General features: G+C 59.7%; 15 protein-coding genes and 1 tRNA gene. 11 read left to right on the top strand and 5 right to left on the bottom strand.

Annotated features, from left to right (window positions below):
* Positions 1-117: 117 nt before the first annotated feature.
* The gene (locus QSV46_RS33730; protein WP_314961824.1) at positions 118-504 is read right to left on the bottom strand and encodes a DUF3175 domain-containing protein; all 387 of its coding nucleotides are present in this window, start codon (positions 502-504) and stop codon (positions 118-120) included.
* Between the two features lie 181 nt (positions 505-685).
* On the opposite strand from QSV46_RS33730, the gene QSV46_RS33725 reads away from it, so the two are divergent.
* The 3 genes from QSV46_RS33725 (at position 686) to QSV46_RS33715 (ending at position 4,704) form a co-directional block, all read left to right on the top strand.
* The gene (locus QSV46_RS33725) at positions 686-2,167 is read left to right on the top strand and encodes an MFS transporter (RefSeq protein ID WP_314961822.1); all 1,482 of its coding nucleotides are present in this window, start codon (positions 686-688) and stop codon (positions 2,165-2,167) included.
* 3 nt (positions 2,168-2,170) lie between these two features.
* Positions 2,171-3,001, top strand: coding sequence for a trehalose-phosphatase (gene otsB, locus QSV46_RS33720; protein ID WP_314961820.1), 831 nt, complete (start codon positions 2,171-2,173; stop codon positions 2,999-3,001).
* Between the two features lie 239 nt (positions 3,002-3,240).
* Positions 3,241-4,704 carry a trehalose-6-phosphate synthase gene (locus QSV46_RS33715; protein WP_314961817.1) on the top strand — a complete coding sequence of 488 codons (1,464 nt, stop codon included), beginning with the start codon at positions 3,241-3,243 and terminating at the stop codon, positions 4,702-4,704.
* A 64-nt stretch (positions 4,705-4,768) separates the two neighbouring features.
* On the opposite strand, the gene QSV46_RS33710 is transcribed toward QSV46_RS33715, so the two are convergent.
* The gene (locus QSV46_RS33710; protein WP_314961814.1) at positions 4,769-5,110 is read right to left on the bottom strand and encodes a hypothetical protein; all 342 of its coding nucleotides are present in this window, start codon (positions 5,108-5,110) and stop codon (positions 4,769-4,771) included.
* A gap of 194 nt (positions 5,111-5,304) precedes the next feature.
* On the opposite strand from QSV46_RS33710, the gene QSV46_RS33705 reads away from it, so the two are divergent.
* From QSV46_RS33705 to QSV46_RS33690, 4 genes are all read left to right on the top strand, one after another.
* Positions 5,305-5,394: transfer RNA gene (locus tag QSV46_RS33705), tRNA-Ser, on the top strand.
* A gap of 731 nt (positions 5,395-6,125) precedes the next feature.
* Entirely contained in the window at positions 6,126-6,731 is a 606-nt protein-coding gene (locus QSV46_RS33700; protein WP_314961811.1) for a DUF2924 domain-containing protein, read from the top strand.
* Entirely contained in the window at positions 6,712-7,824 is a 1,113-nt protein-coding gene (locus tag QSV46_RS33695) for a hypothetical protein (protein ID WP_314961808.1), read from the top strand. The genes QSV46_RS33700 and QSV46_RS33695 overlap by 20 nt, the downstream gene beginning before the upstream one ends.
* 422 nt (positions 7,825-8,246) lie before the next feature.
* Positions 8,247-9,173, top strand: a complete 927-nt coding sequence (locus QSV46_RS33690; protein WP_314961805.1) for a hypothetical protein — start codon at positions 8,247-8,249, stop codon at positions 9,171-9,173.
* Positions 9,174-10,006: 833 nt separating this feature from the next.
* Here QSV46_RS33690 and QSV46_RS33685 read toward each other — a convergent pair.
* Both QSV46_RS33685 and QSV46_RS33680 read right to left on the bottom strand, forming a co-directional pair.
* Complete coding sequence (locus QSV46_RS33685; protein ID WP_314961803.1) at positions 10,007-10,957, bottom strand: P-loop NTPase fold protein; 951 nt, start codon at positions 10,955-10,957, stop codon at positions 10,007-10,009.
* A gap of 452 nt (positions 10,958-11,409) precedes the next feature.
* The gene (locus tag QSV46_RS33680; protein ID WP_314961800.1) at positions 11,410-11,712 is read right to left on the bottom strand and encodes a hypothetical protein; all 303 of its coding nucleotides are present in this window, start codon (positions 11,710-11,712) and stop codon (positions 11,410-11,412) included.
* A gap of 25 nt (positions 11,713-11,737) precedes the next feature.
* On the opposite strand from QSV46_RS33680, the gene QSV46_RS33675 reads away from it, so the two are divergent.
* Positions 11,738-11,998, top strand: a complete 261-nt coding sequence (locus QSV46_RS33675; protein ID WP_314961798.1) for a hypothetical protein — start codon at positions 11,738-11,740, stop codon at positions 11,996-11,998.
* Here the strand turns inward: QSV46_RS33675 and QSV46_RS33670 are convergent.
* Positions 11,995-12,735, bottom strand: coding sequence for a methyltransferase domain-containing protein (locus QSV46_RS33670; RefSeq protein ID WP_314961795.1), 741 nt, complete (start codon positions 12,733-12,735; stop codon positions 11,995-11,997). The two genes, QSV46_RS33675 and QSV46_RS33670, sit on opposite strands and share 4 nt — an antisense overlap.
* A gap of 791 nt (positions 12,736-13,526) precedes the next feature.
* Here QSV46_RS33670 and QSV46_RS33665 point away from each other — a divergent pair.
* The 3 genes from QSV46_RS33665 to QSV46_RS33655 all read left to right on the top strand — a co-directional run bounded on the left by QSV46_RS33665 (position 13,527) and on the right by QSV46_RS33655 (position 18,254).
* Complete coding sequence (locus tag QSV46_RS33665; RefSeq protein ID WP_409997244.1) at positions 13,527-14,045, top strand: cytochrome c; 519 nt, start codon at positions 13,527-13,529, stop codon at positions 14,043-14,045.
* A gap of 276 nt (positions 14,046-14,321) precedes the next feature.
* On the top strand, positions 14,322-17,642 hold the full coding sequence (locus QSV46_RS33660; protein WP_314961792.1) for an ATP-binding protein: 3,321 nt from the start codon (positions 14,322-14,324) through the stop codon (positions 17,640-17,642).
* Between the two features lie 468 nt (positions 17,643-18,110).
* Positions 18,111-18,254, top strand: coding sequence for a hypothetical protein (locus tag QSV46_RS33655; RefSeq protein WP_314961788.1), 144 nt, complete (start codon positions 18,111-18,113; stop codon positions 18,252-18,254).
* Positions 18,255-18,846: the final 592 nt, after the last annotated feature.

The raw sequence follows: 18,846 nt of genomic DNA, 5'->3' as shown, positions 1-18,846 counted from the left end.
GTCGCTCAGCCCTCCACTGTCGTCCCGGATCTGCGCGCCGCTTCGAGCAACGCTACGCGCTGCCCGAGGCTGCGCTTGTCCGGGACGACTCGCGGAGCGAGCGGCGGCTTCCGAGTCTCACTCCCTCCCGAACGCCCGCTTCAATTCCACCTTCGCCCGCTCCAGCCGCGTGCGTTGTGTCTTCGGCAGCGTCGTGCCGGCGCGGTTGATGTAGAAGGTCAGCATCGACAGCGCCGAGCGGTAGGCGCCGGTCTTGCGGCGCGCGCTGTGCTCGGCCGAGCGCTTCAGCGAGGCGGCAATCTTCCTCGGGCTGGTCAGCTTGAACACGCCCTGCTTGAGGTCGAGCGCGTCGCTCTCCCTGGTCACGCGCTGCGACCAGCGTTTTGGCGCGGCGCGCTTCGTGCTCTTGCGCGCAGCGGTGCTGCGCCCCGTGCTGGTCTTCCTGCCCGCTGTCTTGCGCGCGCCAGCTTTTCGCGAATGTGTCGTCTTTCTGACGTGAGCCATGCGTGAACTCCTTGCAGCTCCATCGGAAACGGGCGGCCTCCGCGGGCGTTCCTGTGGGAACCTGCCGATGCCGCGGACGTTGTCGCAGGGGACAGGCGGAATGTCGCATCCCCATGATCGGATCGGCCGCGTCCACACCGTGTGAACCGGGCCGCCTTCATTGGTCAAACGCAACAGCGCGATGGAATTGCAGCAAAGCCAGGTGCTGAACTATGGATCTGCGGCAGCGGCCGCGACCGACCGCATTGTCGAGACCAGCATTCCCTCGCGGCTCGATGCGCTGCCATGGAGCGGCTTTCACACCCGCGTCGTGCTGGCGCTCGGCATCACCTGGATTCTGGACGGCCTCGAGGTGACGCTGGCCGGCGCGCTCTCCGGCGCGCTCAAGCAGAGCCCGACGATGCAGTTCTCCAATCTCGATCTCGGTGTCGCCAACTCGGCCTATCTCGCCGGTGCGGTGCTTGGTGCGCTCGGCTTCGGCTGGCTCACCGACCGGATTGGCCGCAAGAAGCTGTTCTTCATTACGCTTGCGCTTTATCTCTCGGCGACGGCCGCGACCGCGTTGTCGTGGGATGTCGCAAGCTACGCGCTGTTCCGCTTTCTGACCGGTGCGGGGATCGGCGGCGAATATACCGCGATCAATTCGACCATCCAGGAACTGGTGCCGGCGCGCTATCGCGGCTGGACCGATCTGGTCATCAACGGCAGCTTCTGGATCGGTGCTGCGATGGGGGCGGTGGCGGCTATCGTGCTGCTCGATCCCGCCACAATCGGCCCCGATCTCGGCTGGCGCCTGGCCTATCTCATCGGCGCCACCATCGGCCTTGTCGTGTTGTTGATGCGGATGTGGATTCCGGAAAGTCCGCGCTGGCTGATGATCCACGGCCGTCCCGAACAGGCCCACGCCATCGTCGACGAAATCGAGCGTTCGGTGATCGGACGCGACCAGGACGTGGGCGAAGGCCATTTCACCAAGGTTCGCCTGAAGATGCGCGATCACACTCCCATCCGTGAGGTCGTGCACACGCTGTTCTGGGCCTATCGCCAGCGCGCGCTGGTCGGCCTGGTTCTGATGGTCGCGCAGGCCTTCTTCTACAATGCGATCTTCTTCACCTTCGCGCTGGTGTTGACCGATTTCTACGGTATCCGCGCCGACCATGTCGGCTGGTATCTCCTGCCGTTCGCCGCCGGCAATTTCCTCGGGCCATTGTTGCTCGGCCGTCTCTTCGACACGCTTGGTCGCCGCGTCATGATCATGTTCACCTACGGTGTGTCGGGCCTGTTGCTGGCGCTGTCAGGCTATCTGTTCTCGATCGGCGCACTGAGCGCGCAGGGGCAGACGGTCGCCTGGATGGTGATCTTCTTCTTTGCCTCGCCCGCCGCGAGCGCAGCCTATCTCACCGTCAGCGAAACCTTTCCGCTGGAAGTCCGCGCGCTGGCGATCGCGGTGTTCTATGCGGTCGGCACCGGCATCGGCGGCGTCATCGGACCCGCGCTGTTCGGCGCACTGATCGATACGGGATCACGCACGAGCGTGTTCGCCGGCTATCTGCTGGGGGCATTCCTGATGATCGCGGCCGCAATCGTGGCGTGGCGCTACGCCATCGCTGCGGAACGCAAATCGCTCGAACAAATCGCGCGGCCGCTTGCCTTCTTGGAGTAGACTATGAAATCGGAACTCGCTGAACTGGATCAGAAGCCCACCACCACCATGCTCGACGATGACGAAGCGCCCGACGCGGTGCCGGTGCCGCACGCGCTCGTGCCGCATCTCGGCGAAACCGCGATCCTGCTCGATATCGACGGCACGCTGCTCGACCTGATGCCGACGCCGCGCGAGGTATGGGTTCCGCCGGGCCTGTCGGAAACGCTGAACCGGCTGACTGAGCGCACGTCGGGCGCGCTGGCGATGGTCAGCGGCCGCTCGCTCAACGACATCGATCTGATCTTTGCGCCCGATGTCTTTCGTGCCGTCGCCGGACATGGTGCAGAGATGCGCCTGTCGGTGGACAACGAGGCGGATGACGTGCACGCGCCGCCGATGGACAAGGAGTTGAAGCGGCGTCTGGCCGCGATCGCAAAGCTCAGCCCCGGCATTCTGCTCGAGGACAAGGGCTATTCGCTGGCGCTGCATTATCGCCTCGCGCCGCATGCGGAGAAGGCGATCTACGAAGCCGTCTCGCTGATCCGCGCCGACCTGCCAAATGCGCCGATCGAGGTGCTGCCGGGCAAGTTCGTTTGCGAGATCAAGCATTCCGGTTTCACCAAGGCGACCGGCGTGCGCGAACTGATGAAACACGAGCCCTTCAAAGGGCGCCGCCCGATCTTCATCGGCGACGACGTCACGGATGAAACCGTGTTCGCAATCATGCCTGATATGAACGGGCTCGCCTTCTCGGTCGGCCGCCGCAGCGTCGGCGTCAATGGTCATTTCGATACGCCGAACGATGTGCGCGCGTTCCTCGCGCGTCTGCTCGACGATACAAGGCTCGAATAGGGCGCCGTCACCTCAGGGCCACATTGTCTGGGCGTCCTTCCCTCGTGCGCGCAATTGACGCGACGCAACGCAGCCACACGAAAACAGAGTTTGTTGAGTGAAATCGGCGGGTTCCCGCAAGGAAATCGCATTTCCAATGCATGCGCCTGATTTTGGTTTCATTTCGTACAAATGATGATCAGGAACCATATTGATGAACGGCAGTTAAACGAGGTGGAATGAACAGGAGGGAACGGCCTGTGAACTTAGTCGTCGTTTCGAATCGAGTTGCGCGCGGCAAACCCAACGAACCCATGACCGGCGGCCTTGCGGCGGCGTTGCTTCCCGTCGTGGAGCATTCAGGAGCTATCTGGGTGGGGTCCTCCGGCCGCGTGCGCGACGGCCACCAGAAAGAACCCTTCGCCGAGATCGAAGCGCTCGGCACGGGCGCGATTGCGACGCTGGATCTGCCGGCGGCGCATTACGGCGGCTATTACGAAGGCTTTGCCAATTCGGCGCTGTGGCCGGCCCTGCATTCGCGCAGCGACCTGATCCGCGTCTCTCGCGACGACTATGTCAGCTATCGCGAGGTCAACGCCTTCATGGCGCGCGCCTTGATGCGCTTCCGAAAGGTCAAGACCGCGTTCTGGGTGCAGGATTATCATTTCCTCGCGCTCGGCGCGGAGCTGCGCGATCTCGGCGTCGACGATCCGATCGGCTTCTTTCTGCATACGCCGTGGCCGGTGACCGCGGTGATGCAGGGCGTGCCCAATCATCGCGAACTGATCACGGCGATGCTGGCCTACGATCTTCTCGGTTTCCAGACCAACGAGGACTGCCAGAATTTCCTCGGCTATGCCGGCGGCGAGCTTGGCCTTGCCATCGAGGACGGGGTCGTGCTCTCGCAGTATGGCCGTACGCGCTGCGAGGTCTTTCCGATCGGCATCGATGCGGAAAAGTTCGCAGCTTACGCTGCGAAGTCGGCCTCGCATCCCGACGTGTCGCGGCTGCGTCGCAGCCTCAATGGCGAGCGGCTCGCGATCGGAGTCGACCGGCTCGACTATTCCAAGGGCCTCGTCAACCGCATCAGCGCGTTCGACCGGCTCTGGACCGACCAACCGCAATTTGCGCGCAGCATCTCGCTGCTCCAGATCGCCAATCCCTCGCGCGGGGCGATCGAGGCCTACGGCAATCTCCAGAACGAGGTTGCGCGTCTCGTCACCGACGTCAACGGCCGCCATGGCGAGGTGGACTGGACGCCGATCCGCTATCTGAACAAGGGTTTCAGCCAGGCCGTGCTCGCGGGCCTCTACCGCACCGCGCAGATCGGCGTGGTGACGCCGCTGCATGACGGCATGAACCTCGTCGCCAAGGAATATGTCGCCGCGCAAAATCCGGCCGACCCCGGCGTGCTGGTGCTGTCGAAATTCGCCGGCGCCGCCAACGAGCTCGACGCCGCGCTGCTGGTCAACCCGCACGACATCGACGGCATGGCCCGTGCGATCGCGGTTGCGGCCGCGATGCCGCTCACCGAGCGCAAGATGCGCTGGGACGCGATGATGAAGACGCTGCGCGGCCACACCATCCAGCAATGGTCGACGGATTTCGTCGCCGAGCTGGAGAAGTGCCGGACTGAGAAGGCAACCGTCGCGCCGCTCGCAACACAGCCGCCGCAAGCGTTGCGCTGGCTGAAGTCGGCCATCTCTGGCGTGCGGCTGATCTAGCTCGTCTCCTGCGGCCCGCAGGCGGCCCGCGAGCGGGCGCCAAGCCCTCAACGGCAACAAGCCTTCAATGGCAGTACGGCACGCCATCCAGAGTCGCGCACTGCCGCTTGTTCGGCGCGTTGGGATCATCCAGCGGCACCATGCCCTTGCCCTGGCCGACGAACACGCCGGACCCGACATGTACCGAGCTTTTGTTGCCGATGATCACGCTTGGATGCGGCGTCGAGCTCGAGCGCGTGCCGTCCGGCCAGAGGATGGCATCGCCCGAAAGCATTCCGCGCCGCCCGTCATCGCAGCTCACATCGCCCCCTTGCCGGGTGCAGACCTGGGCGAGCACCGGCACGGGGAAGGCGGAGCCAAGGGCGGAAATCAGGCCAAGGGCGGCGATGGTCTTGCGGATGGTCATGGCGTACCGGTCGTGTTTGGCATCCTTAAGTGAATCGTCGCGCCAAACCGGCCGTCGGTTCAGCCGATGCTGGTTCCGAAGAATCGATCGGCATCAGATATTCTTATTAAAATACAATAGTTTACGGAAAAATCACCCGATTTCCCCGCGATCTCTTGCAAAATCACCGGCGCCCCTTCAAGAGAGGGCGCTCCGGAGAGATGGCCGAGTGGCTTAAGGCGCACGCTTGGAAAGCGTGTGTGCGGGAAACCGTACCGTGGGTTCGAATCCCACTCTCTCCGCCACCTCACAAAATTAGTTTCGTACGAGAAACGGGAGACAGGCCGGAAACTCGGCCGTTTTTCCACTTTTCTTCATGCGGAGAACTCCCATTCTTCATCCAAACGCGGGCCGGGATAAGCCGGAGAACCGAATTTTCTCCGAATCTTTGAACCCGCAAATTTGGTCTAGTACGGCATTTCTTCGGAACATCAACGGCTTGGCTGTGGGGCGGTTTGGACCTCTCTTGCTGAACCAACCTACTGCGCCGAGCCAGCTGAGCTGCTTGCTTCTAATCCAAAAGGATTGCCTGTCGTCACGAAGCCCGAGGCGGCCGAAGTGAGGCACGTGTGAGGCCGCCGCACGTCGTTTCGGCACGACCCGGTCCGGCCAGGGGAATCCGAGTGTAGAATCCCGCGTCCGCCTTCTCAATTTTTTCTAGAATATCGAATCGACGAATTGAGGGGGGAGCGAGGTGAAGTCGTTGGGCTACACGCCGAGGCCTATTGTAAGTTCCACGACTCGGATAGGTTGTGGAACTCACCAGATCACGATTTCTGAGAATCTCATTGGCGCATTTGAGCGGTCTGCAAGCCGCAGCCCTGGCACCCAGGCTAGCCGCCATTCTGGCCGCCGCCCAACAGCGTCTTACCGATCGAAAGTCCAGTCAAAAAAGCGGCTGTGAGGCAAAAACTCTGCTCGACTGTGCCGGGCCAGGTGGGGGTGATGTGGCTCTAAGAGCCCAGGAAGTTACCCCGTGAAAGACACTGTTTTGGCCCAGCTGGCGGCCCTTAAGGGCGCCCCCGCCCCCGCTCTAAAGGCCCGCTGGCGCGAGCTTTTCGATACCGAGCCGCCCGCTTACAACCGACGCTTCCTGGAGAGCCGACTGGCCTTCCGAATCCAAGAATTAGCCTATGGCGGCCTTTCCCGCGAAACCACCGAGCGGCTCAAGGCCTTGGCCAAGCAGTATGCCGACCAGAAGCCGGCGGACCGCAAGGCTCGACCGGTTTTACGGCCTGTCGCCGGGACGAAGCTGATCCGCGAATGGGAAGGTGTGGAGCACTGCGTCACCGTTCGTTACGAGGATTTCGAGTATCTCGGCCGCCCCTACAAGTCCCTGTCCTCGGTGGCCCGCCAGATCACGGGCACCAAATGGAATGGCTGGGTCTTCTTCGGCTTAAAGAACTCGGTGGGTAGACATCATTCGCGGCCAGTACGCGCCGAAGGCTGTCGAAAGCCTCAAGGTCGGGACGCGACCTCCGTTTCCCTATTCAGACGTGCGCCTTCTGCCCTACCTGCAGCACTCTTTCTGGTTTCTGCCCGACGTAGCAGCCTGCCGCGCAATGGCGAGTTTACTCGCTGAGAAGCACAACACGTTCTGGCATCAGTTCGAGATTATCGTCGCGGCCGGAGCTTCGGCAGGGATTGGGCTGGACGCGTTGCCCCCCGTTCGCAAAGCCATCGGAAGCGGATTCGTAACCAAGTCCATTACTTTATCGTGCGGCAAGCTTACGACCGGCGTGACCGTACCGCAGTGGTCATCGATCCTCATGTTGCGAAATTTGAAGAGCCCTGAGACCTACTTTCAAGCGGCCTTTCGCGTCCAGTCGCCATGGTCGATCAAAAACCCAAATGGCGACGATCCCAACGAAGAAGAAGTCCTCAAACCCGCCTGCTTCGTATTCGACTTTGCGCCCACCCGGGCGTTACGGCAACTCTCCGAATACGGAATCGGGCTCTCTCCAAACGAGCAGAACCCGGAGAACGCCGTTAAGGAACTCGTCTCCTTTCTTCCCGTGCTGGCCTACGATGGCGCGAACATGACGCAGATCGACGCAGGCGGCATTCTGGATATAGCAATGGCGGGCACCTCGGCCACACTGCTGGCGCGTAAGTGGGAGAGCGCAGTGCTGGTGAATGTCGACAACGATACGCTGCGACGTATCCTCGACAACCCCGAGGCTATGGCAGCTGTCGAACGTATTGAGGGCTGGCGGTCGCTCGGCGAAAACATCATCGAGACCATCATAAACAAGAGCGACAAGGTCAAAGAACTGAAGAACAAGGCAAAGTCGAAAGACCTTACGGCCAAGGAGAAAAAGCAACTCACCGAGGAAGAAAAGGAATACAAGTCGAAACGAAAGCTCATTCAGGAAAAGCTAATTAAGTTCGCAACCCGTATCCCCGCCTTCATGTATCTGACCGACTTCCGCGAGAACACGCTCCAAGACGTAATTACGAAACTCGAGCCAGATTTGTTCCTGACCGTCACGGGCCTCACTGTGAAGGACTTTCACCTTCTCGTGCGTCTCAAAGTGTTTAACACCGAGCAGATGAATCAGGCTGTCTTCGCCTTCCGCCGCTACGAGGACGCTTCTCTGCGCTACACAGGAATTGAGAGCCACGAGGGTCTCACTCACTATGGACTCTACGACACGGTCGTAGCGCGAGAATGACGACGAAGAACCGGTCCAAAATTCTTCTTGGGAGGGTTCTCAACAGCCGACGTGAGTCTTATCAACGACTTAGCTGTCATTGAAAACTGAGGCAGATCCGCTATGATTCTGTCGCCCAATAGGCGAACAGTCGGGGGCTTCCGAACCGGTTGCTTTTCAGCGACCTAGTCTATTGGGCCGCGCCTCTTAGGAATGACATTCCAAACCGATAGCGTTCTGCCGTTGTCGTAATTCTTATGGATGTCCTTGATGCCTAGCTTGCTGAGAGCGTAGTGGGACAATTCCTTCTTCACATCTGAAGCACCTGGAAGAAGGTGCCTATCATTTTTATTCGCGGTAAGCGCTCCCATAGTAACGTCCAATAGTTGAAGCACCGGTTCGCGCTTCGAGTTTGCGCATGAAATATCCTGAATGCACTCAGGATGTCCGCAGGGTTCATCGGGAGAGAGAGGCAATTGAGAAGCTCGTGCACATTTGAAATTCCCGCGCATGAATCACGAGCGCAAGGGCCGCTGCGAGCACTTGAGGAAGCTGTCGCGCTCCTCGCGCCGTTTAGATTCCGTCCCGAAAAGCGGCCGGGTTTGGATCCAAGTGAACTGCTGTCATTTGATCCAGAGGCGTTAGCCAGGACGTGGGTCGAAAATCTGGCCGAGCGTTTGAACTTATTGCTGTATCGTGCGCGTGTCGCGCCAAGAAGCAAAGAGATCAAGACCAACTACAAGCGACTTCGTGGTAAATTACTTGATATCTATGATGAACTCGCTTCACTCGACGACTGGTCACGGCTTCACCTTCACAGTCCATCGGGACCGCAGCTTGCCTCCGAATTGCTTCCGCCGGTCGGAGAACTCGGTTGCGGAGGCTTTGCTGGGAACGCTGCGCAAATTGTGAGTAAAATCGATAGCGTGCTGCTGTCCCTGCCCGCCGATCGCGGTGGACGACAAAATCATGATGAACACTTCTTAGGAACCGCCAAAACAAGGTTCGTTCGAGAAGCCTTTGGTCTTTTTGATTCGTATCATCCGCGGAGCGCAAGCTCGACTGAAGGAGCGCCGTTCCATACGTTCACTCATAGGGTTTATGAATACGCGACAGGTGAGCATGACGAGGATCGCGCGGCTCTGTCCCACAAGATCCGCTCTCTTATAACGCCACTCCATCAATATCAGAGAGCCGATAAGGGATATTGGGCTATCGAGATGAAAATTAGGGGCCTCGCAAGCGATGGCCCAGAGTGCGCCAAACTTCGCGAGCGGCAACGCTATTTTGACAAGCAAAAGCAAATGCTTGAACCCGTATTTACGCCCGCCCTGGGGCGCGTCAAAACGTCAACCTCGAAGAAAAAGTAGGAGGTAGGCAGCAAGCTCGAATCATCGACCTAGCTCAAGTTGTAAGCCGTGTCCTCGAGGAGAGCGGCTGATGCCCACAACAGCTAGACATTCATTGCAGACGGCGGAGCAAGATCACCTCCCCTTATCAGACAACTTCTCGTCTCCGCTATCCTCGGAAACTCCGCGGCATCGGCCCTCGCGACGTTGTAACCCTCAACGCGACACAATTTCTTGGACGTCGCCACGACGGGGGAGCTTGCAAAGTGGTCGGACAAGCCGACCACCAGCCCCGCTGGCGCGCGGGCCACGGTAGGCGGCAGCGCGCAATGACCTCCTATATCCCACGCGCGCCTGATTTTGCCGTGAGCATTGAGCGGCTAAAAGCTCGTCCATGGAATGAGCCCATCGTTCAGGCATATGAGCAGGGCTTGATAGCCACGAACCCGGGGGCGCCGCCAGCGGCTCCCGCAAAGCAAATAAAGGCCTCTCGCTTAATTCCGCGACAACAGCCGCGGTCAGCCAATCGCCAGGCTTCCCGAGATAGGCGGCGCCGACTCGGTGGGTCTAGCGCTCTGCCTGACACGCTTCGGCAATACTACACGGAGGGACAGCGGTCCGTCCTCTGCATCATCGGAGGCGAGGTCAAGCTACATGGCGTGTGCGATTTACCGATCGGCAAGATTGCAGCTCTTGCCGGCGTCGGTCGGACCACCGTTCAAACCACTTTGCATGAGGGCCGGCGGCTGCTCCATCTGAAGATCATCGAGCGCCCGATCCGAGGCCGCAAAAGCCTCACCAATCTGGTGGAAATTATCTCACCAGAATGGCGAGCTTGGATTTCACGCGCACCGTCAGCGCATCGCCTGAGAGGGTCCAATTCTGTGAAAATGGCGAGCACCACGAAGAACACAGAAGTAAGAAAGGAAGAGGCTCGCCCAATGCACGTCAGTGAGCTGCGACGAAAACCGCTCAAAATCCCACAGCGCTTGTTTCAGCAAGCGCAGGTTTTCAGTCTCAGATTGCGAGTGGATCGTGTAAATATCCTCAAGGTGCTCCTTGAGGTAAGCCTCGGTCTTCTTGCTACGAATGAGCGTCAGAAAATGCGGAAGTGCTACCCTAACACTCGATCGAACCTTCAAAGTTTGCCCGATCAGCTTTTCCTTGATCTGCGAGTATCTTTGTAACTCTTCGCTTGGCCGATTTCGATCTTCCAGATTCTCTCGGGTGTTGGCCGCGTCACGCCTCAGTATTTCATCCTCATTCGCTATTATGATGGACTTGAACCCTTCATGTTCGACGAAGGAGTTGATGTAGCCCAACACGTCCGACACCCTCATGGAGCACCGTTCGAGGTCGTCAAATATGAGAAGGCATTCGTTGGGCGTTTTGAAGTAATCCATCAAGTCGAGTTCAGGAACGCTTGAGTTGATCGTTACGTCGTCCTTGCCGTCGCCATTCCAATCGATTTTTGTAGTAGCTTTGAGTAGGCCCTTACCGACCACAGCAGCAATTTTCATTCCCCTCGACGATAATACGGGATGAAGCTGCCGGTACAGCTCCTGCTCGATCTGACGAAACGAAGTAAGGCCGTAGAGGCTGACGTACAGGTTCTTCGCGAGGTCCTTTTCTTCTCGCTGTTTTAAAAATTCATTGAGTAGGTGAGTTTTTCCGGAACCCCATTTCCCCTTCAGCATAACCGCGTAGTCAAATTTGCTGTCTGGATCGCAATAGTAATGGAGATACTCCATCACGGACTTGTTTGGATCATCTTGGTCTGCTTGCCTCACCGTGACCTCTTCCATGTGGCGAATCGATGTTGGTCAGTACTATCTCTGGAATAAGCGTACTCAGCCGCAAACTCGAATGGCTCCAGAAAGTCGTAAAGGCAAATAAGAGTGGAGCTTGAGAGGGCGGTCTCGCAATCATTCTACTCAGTCGGAATCGTGATCTCGTGAGCATAGGGGGATGCTACCACGGGATGTGAGCTGTTGAACCCGACAAAAAGTATGGGGCCGCTGGCCATGTTGGGCCATTGGCCAACTTCTTCCATAACATCTCATTTGCAAATGTCTGCTCCTGCGCGCGCATGCTGTTTACGCTCAACTGCTTTCCCTCCGTACTTGATCAGGGGCTTCGAGGCGGAAGTTGTATCCGAGCATCTACCCTTTCACGCCGGCGCGGGCGGTCGCATGCACGCCGAGCGTGACAGCGGTCCGATGCTGGATGCTCGCCACGACAGAGGCGGCGAGATGCGCTACGCATCCAGATGAATATGGTGGAGCTTCATCAGCACCAATTTGACAAGGTCTTCAGCTTCCTGAAGGTCGGTGCCGGTGATCACAGGATCCGCACGTCCGTAGGTAAGAGCTTCGCGTCGTCTCGCCATGTTCTCAATCTGCACCCAGACGTCGTCGGGCAGAGTGATAGTGGCCTTGAGGTCGGGCGGCACCCGCGGTGCGCGCCGCAGAAGCGACTTCAGGTCCTTCTCATCTACGCCAGGGTCTACTTCATTTAAGCCGCCGCCTGCCGCTCTCGCCGCACGAAGTGGAAAGGGCACGGAGCTTGAGCGAGTGCGGGCTCACATGGCAGAAATACTTCCTCCGAGCACGAAGCGGAAGGCATTTCCATTCCAGGCCTACAAAGCAGAAGGTGTGAAGAAGCGTCTAGAAGAGCTGTTCCACGGCAAATGTGCCTATTGCGAATCGCTCTATGCCTCCCAGGCACCGGTTGATGTGGAGCACTACCGGCCGAAAGGACGGGTCAAGGATGAACATGCCCATCCAGGCTACTGGTGGCTGGCGTCCGAGTGGACCAACCTTCTGCCGGCGTCCATCACGTGTTAACGCGCGCCGGTATGGTCCGCACAAGCGACGATATCCCGGGGAGATGTTCGATGGGCTACCTCCGGCGGGGAGAACACCGCGAGGTATCCGCCGCCCCCGGCGAGCTCATATGTGGCGACCGCGCGGTAGCCGACGGCGGTCAATTCGCAGCGCAAGAGCTCAATTGGCGTGCCGTGCTTCGACGTCGGAAGCTCAAGGTCGACAATTCCGACCCGCGCACCCTGCTTCAAGGCGGGCGTGAGATTGTAGAGGAAGGCATAGGGTTGGGCGATCTCGTGATACATGTGCACAAGGATCGCGGCATCCAGCGAGGAAGCGGGCAGACGTGGGTCGTGTGGTTCGCCGAGCGCGAATTGCACGTTCGTCAACTTCAGAAGTTCTGTTCGCCTGGCAAGCTCCATGAGGTAATCCCGCCTGACGTCTTGGGCAACGACAGAGCCGGCGGGCCCGACGAGGTACGAGAGTCTGACCGTGTGGTAGCCACTGCCTGCACCAATGTCGCCGACCGTCATGCCCGGCTTCAGTTCAAGAAGACGGGCGATTTGGCCGGCTTCATTCAGGACGTCGCGGAGCTCTTCGGCAGAGCGGCGTGGGCTGACGATCCGCGCAACAGGACGCTGAGGCGAGGGAAACTCCTTTGCCGCGACCCCGGGGGGAGCCAGATAACCGATGTCGGCGGCGGGCGCGCGAGTTGCGGAAAACGCCACAAGCAGCGTCGCTGCACGGGCCAGTGCCATCACAGGCCTGCGAAGCTTTCTCGGCCGGTTTGGGCGCGGTCGTCCGGGTTTTGTGGACTCAAGATTCAGGCCCACCGTGATGTCAATGAGTTTGACCGTGACGGGCAACTCCATCCGTGCGCCTTGCGCCTCAACTACTGCGTCAGAAACTCCCGAGAAAATCACTAGCCCGCAATATGCAGGAACGAACTTTGCCGCACAGCGAAGCAGCAAAGCCGAGACTACGGCCGGCGCCCCCAATGACAAACACGTCAGCATCGCGAGGAATATGTACGTCCACGGCCACTGGGACGGACTGCCGAAGATGCCGAGCCAGAGTCGCAGCACATAGGCGATGGCCGGGCACGCCCACCAATCACACCTGCGAGTAATCCTATCGACCCAACCCGCCGCACTGGGTCAAGGAGCCATTAATGTCCGCTGCGGCTGCGGGGTAAAGAGGATATCTTCGGCCGTGCTTATTGAGCGAGGCGGACTGTGCGCTGCAACAGCGCTTGCGATCCCGGTGGCGCCCAGGTTTTCTTGGTGTTGGGCCGTCACGTCCGATCCGTGCGGGAGAGCAGGCATCCCGGGCTGAGAATGTCTGCGCGTGACCCAAACCGGTTGTTGCGGTTGGTCCGCGCAAGCGTCCGTGAAGGGTAGAGAGAAGGCGGTGCGCTTCGGCTGTGCGGGCTCCAATTGACCGCGAGCGTAGTGAAGGCATCCTGATTATGTGATAATGCTTTTGCTTCTATGCGCAGAGGGCGAGGGAGAAACCCAAGCAAAGCCAGGGAGAGCAGACCATGTTGCGGATGTCAGTTCGTCTTGCGTTCTTGACCGCGTCAGTTATCGCGCTCCCAGCGTTCGCGGCCATGGCTGACGGTTCACAGATCACGCGCGGCAAATATCTCGTCACGCTCGGCGGCTGCAACGACTGCCACACGCCGGGATACTTCTTCGGGAATCCCGACATGTCACGCTTTCTCGGCGGCTCGGATGTGGGCTTCGAGATTCCGGGCCAAGGTGTCTTTGTAGGCCGCAACATTACTCCCGACAAAGAGACCGGCATCGGTAGTTGGACCCCAGAGCAGATCGTGAAGGCGATGCAGACCGGCGAACGGCCGGACGGCCGCATCCTGGCGGCGATCATGCCCTGGCACGCTTTTGCGAACCTCACATCGGATGACGCCATAGCGATCACGGCTTTCCTCCGAAGTTTGAACCCGGTCAGCAACCAAGTTCCCGGTCCGTTCAAACCCGGGGAAAAGGTTTCGACCTTCATGTTCCGGATTGTGCCACCGGGCGAAACCGCAGAGGCTGCGGCCAAGTAGGCTGGGTCTGACCAAAACAATACCCGCACTTGTTTGGCCATCGTGGCGGGGACACTCGGTGTCCGGAGTTGAGAGTAAGCCGGCGGAGACCCCGGGGGGGCTTGGTCAGCGCAGCTGCCCCATAATCAACACCGCGTCGAGATCCAACACGCATCGACCAAATGTCTCCATGCTCTCGAGACAGACGCTGGCTGATAACTGCTGACTGCAGCAGCACTTGCGTGTATCCTGACGCATATACCAAGAAGATATACGTCAAACTCCGCGAGGGCCAGTATGGCAGAACTTCGCGAGTGGCTTGAGGCGCGAGGACTGGGCCGCTACGCGGACGCGCTACTGGCTCAGGACATCGAGCTCGACATCCTGTCCCAACTAACAGATGCAGACCTCACGGCGGCCGGTCTGCCCGTTGGTGCCCGCAAGCGCCTGCTCCGGGCGATTGAGGGACTGCCCAAGCTCTCCGCCGCAGCGATGGAGTCAATGGGGTCGCCACCGATCGTCCCGAGAACGGAGCGAGCAACTGAAGCGGAACGACGGCAACTGACCGTGCTTTTTTGCGACGTCGTCGGCTCGACCACCCTCGCTGAGACGTTGGATGCTGAAGATCTGCGAAACCTGCTGCTGTCTTTTCAGAAGGTGTGCGCAGAAGTGGTTCAGCGCCACGAAGGGCAAATCGGCCTTTTCATCGGCGATGGCGTGACCGCCTATTTCGGCTATCCGAGGGCCCATGAGGATTCCGCTCAGCGTGCGGTCCAAGCGGGCCTCGACATCATGACTGGATTAACAGAGCTTGGACCGGATCATCTCGAAGCCCGCTGCGGTGTCCACACTGGCCCGGTTGTGGTCGGCGAAATGGGCGTTGGCGCGAAGCGCCTGTACGACGGCATCGTTGGTGAAGCGCCAAATATTGCCGCACGATTACAAGCCTTTGCACCACCGGGTAACCTGGTCATGAGCGAAGCGACGCATCGCCTGGTGGAGGGCTTCTTCGAGGTTGAGCCGCTTGGCCCGCAAGGGCTCAAGGGCGTCAGCGCACCGATTGCGATCTATCGGGTGTTGCGCCCCAGCGCAGCGCCCAACCGCTTTGAGGCCAGAAGTGGACATTCCTTGACCCCCCTCGTCGGCCGCGGGACCGACCTCGGCTTTCTCACCAGGGAGTGGGAGAACGCGATGGAAGGCGAAGGCCGAGCCGTGCTGCTGCAGGGAGAGGCTGGCATCGGCAAATCCCGCTTACTGCAGACGCTTCGCATGCAGCTGCGCGAAACGCCGCACGGCGACATTGTCCTTTATAGTTCTCCACAACATCAGACCAGCACGCTTTGGCCGGTGATCCAACACTTGCAGCGGGCGTTGGGCTTTGCCGGCGAAGAGAACGACATTGGGCGGCGGGAGCGCCTTCGACACTTTCTCGGCGATCTCGATTTGGACAGCGCCGACGTGGTCGAACCGCTCGCCATGCTGCTGGGTCTTTCTGCGGATCCGGAGTGGGATGTGGGCCGAGCGGATCCTGAACAGGTTCGCCGAGCTGTCTTCGCTGCCTTGTCGCGGATTATTTCTGCCATGCAGCGGCGAAGCCCGGTGCTTGTGATTGTCGAGGATGCCCATTGGATCGATCCCTCGACAACCGAATTTGTCGGTCAGCTGCTCTCTGACATGGCGTCGCAACGGCTCTTCGTGCTGCTGACCGCCCGACCGGACTTTCGGGCGCCATGGTCGAACTCGTCGCAGATCGTGACCTTGCCGCTCGCTAGGCTGAGCCGCCGCGAGACCGAATTGATGGTTCGTGGCGTCGCGCCCGATCTGCCGGCAGCTATCCTGGCGCAATTGGTCGCCAAGACCGACGGTGTGCCGCTATTCATCGAAGAGCTAACCAAGTCGGTCGCCGAAAGTAGCAAAAACGTCGGCTCCAGCGCAGCCATCGAGATCCCTGCGACTTTGCAGGCCGCGCTTCATACCCGTTTGGATCGTCTGGCGCCAATCCGGCAAATCATTCAGGTGGCGGCGCTTTTGGGCCGCGTGTTCGATGCCGATCTTCTGATCGCGGCGAGCGAGCGAGATGCTGCCACGGTCGAACGGGCGGTGCACGAGCTGATCGAGGCTGAGCTTATCTATCCGCGAAGAGATCCCCACGAAAGCTACCAATTCAAACACGCGCTGATCCAGGACGCGGCCATCGGCACCCTTCTTCGTAACCAACGGGCTCAATTGCACCGCCAGATCGCGGTTGCCCTGGTCGAGCTTCGCTCCGATGCAGTCGAACGTAACCCGGAGCTCCTGGCGCACCATCTTCAGGGAGCCGGCGATTGGCGTGGCGCGCTCGAACAGTGGCAAGAGGCGGGAGCGGCCGCCATGACCAGGGCGGCCAGCCGAGAGGCCGTATCGCACTTTGGCAACGCGATTGACTGCAGCAAGAGGCTAGTCAGTGTGCCCGGCGGCGCCGAACGGATGACACGTCTCCATCTGGCGATGGCCAACGCCTTGATGCAGGCGGAAGGATATCGTTCCGAGCGCCTTGGTCAGGCGCTTGAAGATGCACGTCTTGCCGCGGCGGACACTGCATTGGTCGAATTACAGTGTGAAGTGGCGCTTTCGTCCGGTGGGTTTTTTTATGCCACCGGACGCAATCGCGATTACCTGACGCTCGCCGATGAACAACTGGAGAATCATACCGATCTGCTATCTCCCGCCTATGTGAGCGGCCTTTGGTTAAGCAAGGGGACTGCTCATTTCAATCGGGGAGAATGGCGCTTCGCGATCAAGGCCCTGCGTACGGCCCGAGATCTGATTGATCGGACCGACGCCGGCGGTCGTATTTTGCTGGGCGGCGCGGATCAACTCATGCCGACCCAGGACATACTTGTCCGATCACTGCTTGCGATGGGTTTCATTGATGAGGCTGTCGAAACGACAGAGCGCTTTGTTCAAAAGATTGATCAGATTCAGCAGCCCTACGACATCGCCTGGGCCCTTAGCGTGAAGTGCAATTTATGCGCGCTGCTCGGCCAAAACGATGTGCTGCGGCAGGACGCTACGAAAATAATTGAGATCAGCGAGTGGCATGGTTACCCGGCCCGGCAAGGCAATGGTCTTTTATGGCGGGGAATAGCGCGATCCCGATTGGGTGAACTGGACGCCGGCATCGACGATGTCCGCGAGGGAATGGTGATTTGGCGTGGTCAGGGCGGGGTAATTCATACCCAAGAGCTAATTTGCCAGCTTTGTGATCTTCTAGTGCAAGCGGGCCGTCTCGATGAAACATCGCACTTGCTGGATGAGGCCGATGCCCTCGCTATCAATACGGACGGAACGCGCGCCTTGGCTGAATGCATCCGCATACGTGGCCAAATCGCCGCTGGCGGAAACGATCTCACCGACGCGGTGCGCCTATTCGAAAAAGGGATTGCGATTTCCCAGCGGCAGGAAGCGCGGCTATTCGAGCTCCGCGCCACAACACAACTAGCGTCAGTTCTCGCAAGTCTAGGGCGGGCCCAGGAGGGTGAGACGCGCCTGCGCGCCATCATCGACGCATTCGACACCAAGCACGAAATCGTCGATCTTGCCGCTGCTCGAAAAGTGCTGGAGACGTTGCTCCGATAGGTTAAGCGTCAGCGCGGGTGCCCGGAATGACGGCCAGCCCTCTCCAGCCGACGATCATCTGCTATTGGCCTGTAGCCGAAGGTCGCTTGAACGCGCGTCATGTCCGGTGTCAGGGGCAAACCGGACTACGGTCTGACTTGGCATCTGCCGCCGCTGTTGACCCGAAGCAGACCCCGACTGCTCTCAAATCGGGGTTAGGCATCCTACCCTCAATTATCGTCAGCCTCATTGCAACTTTTTCCCGGCTTCATTGTTGACGAGCTGGAGCAAACGCGGTGGCTAATGTGTCCGGCTGGCCTGTGGTCTCGTTCTTACCGGGAGGCGCTTACATGAAGTGGATTTGCTTGGTCGGCTTTGTGGCGGGCGCCGTTGCCTTAACTCCGGCGCCGTCTGCTTCGGCAATGCCCGCTGCCAAGCCGGACGCACTGGGCGCGTCTCAGACTGCCCCTATTGAGGTCAAGGGCGGCCATGGACATGGCGGTGGCCACGGGTGGGGTCATCGCGGCGGGCGTGGTCATCACTACGGTTGGAGCAGAGGCCGAGGCCATCACTACGGCTGGCGCCACCACCGCTGGTAACGAAATTCCGCTCGGCGTTGGCGACCGGCTTTGAAGTACGGAGTGCCCAGTTTCACTTTGTTAACCATGAGGCGCCACCTTGCGACATGGACAGCATCGAGGATTCGCCGAGAGCTAAGCCCGCTTGGACGCAGCACGAATTAGCCCGACTAATCCTGCTTGCCAGACAACGGGCCACCGCAGCCAAGGCGGCCAAGGTGTTGGGGCGCCGCGTTAGCTCGGTGCGTCGGCAAGCTCGCGAACAGGGTATATTGCTTTACAAGAACTAGCTGGGGTGGAGGATTTTCCGAAGATGGAAGATCATCAGGATATCTTAGCGATCAAACGGAAGCTGGCGCGCTGTCGCGAGCTCATGAAAGAGTTTCCGGAGGGGCCAACCGCGAAGCACGTCCGGGAGCTTGAGGACGAACTGAGAGCTGAGCTAGCAGCCGAGCTACGCACCCTTACGCGGCAGTAATCCAGCCCACTACCTACCGTCCCGGAACTCGCAATCAACGAGCTTGATGCTGTCTCAGCGGCGGCCTCATCTGGCGCGCAAGCAAGGTCCGCTTTTGATGCTGTGGACGGCTCCTCCACGGGCACGAGAGTGCCAAAGACTGGGCGCCGTTTAAGGCTCCCACGATTCG

It is taken from the genome of Bradyrhizobium cosmicum (genome assembly GCF_032290525.1).
GTDB classification, from domain to species: Bacteria; Pseudomonadota; Alphaproteobacteria; order Rhizobiales; family Xanthobacteraceae; genus Bradyrhizobium; species Bradyrhizobium cosmicum_A.
Note: the sequence above shows the minus strand (reverse complement) of the source record. Positions and strands in the feature narration are given on the sequence as shown.

Bases quoted from the DNA above. Each gene is read 5' to 3' on its own strand.
- QSV46_RS33730 (WP_314961824.1), bottom strand. From the start codon at position 504: ATGGCTCACGTCAGAAAGACGACACATTCGCGAAAAGCTGGCGCGCGC.
- QSV46_RS33725 (WP_314961822.1), top strand. From the start codon at position 686: ATGGAATTGCAGCAAAGCCAGGTGCTGAACTATGGATCTGCGGCAGCG.
- otsB (WP_314961820.1), top strand. From the start codon at position 2,171: ATGAAATCGGAACTCGCTGAACTGGATCAGAAGCCCACCACCACCATG.
- QSV46_RS33710 (WP_314961814.1), bottom strand. From the start codon at position 5,110: ATGACCATCCGCAAGACCATCGCCGCCCTTGGCCTGATTTCCGCCCTT.
- QSV46_RS33695 (WP_314961808.1), top strand. From the start codon at position 6,712: ATGGCGAGTTTACTCGCTGAGAAGCACAACACGTTCTGGCATCAGTTC.
- QSV46_RS33690 (WP_314961805.1), top strand. From the start codon at position 8,247: ATGTCCGCAGGGTTCATCGGGAGAGAGAGGCAATTGAGAAGCTCGTGC.
- QSV46_RS33685 (WP_314961803.1), bottom strand. From the start codon at position 10,957: ATGGAAGAGGTCACGGTGAGGCAAGCAGACCAAGATGATCCAAACAAG.
- QSV46_RS33675 (WP_314961798.1), top strand. From the start codon at position 11,738: ATGGCAGAAATACTTCCTCCGAGCACGAAGCGGAAGGCATTTCCATTC.
- QSV46_RS33670 (WP_314961795.1), bottom strand. From the start codon at position 12,735: ATGGCACTGGCCCGTGCAGCGACGCTGCTTGTGGCGTTTTCCGCAACT.
- QSV46_RS33665 (WP_409997244.1), top strand. From the start codon at position 13,527: ATGTCAGTTCGTCTTGCGTTCTTGACCGCGTCAGTTATCGCGCTCCCA.
- QSV46_RS33660 (WP_314961792.1), top strand. From the start codon at position 14,322: ATGGCAGAACTTCGCGAGTGGCTTGAGGCGCGAGGACTGGGCCGCTAC.
- QSV46_RS33655 (WP_314961788.1), top strand. From the start codon at position 18,111: ATGGACATGGCGGTGGCCACGGGTGGGGTCATCGCGGCGGGCGTGGTC.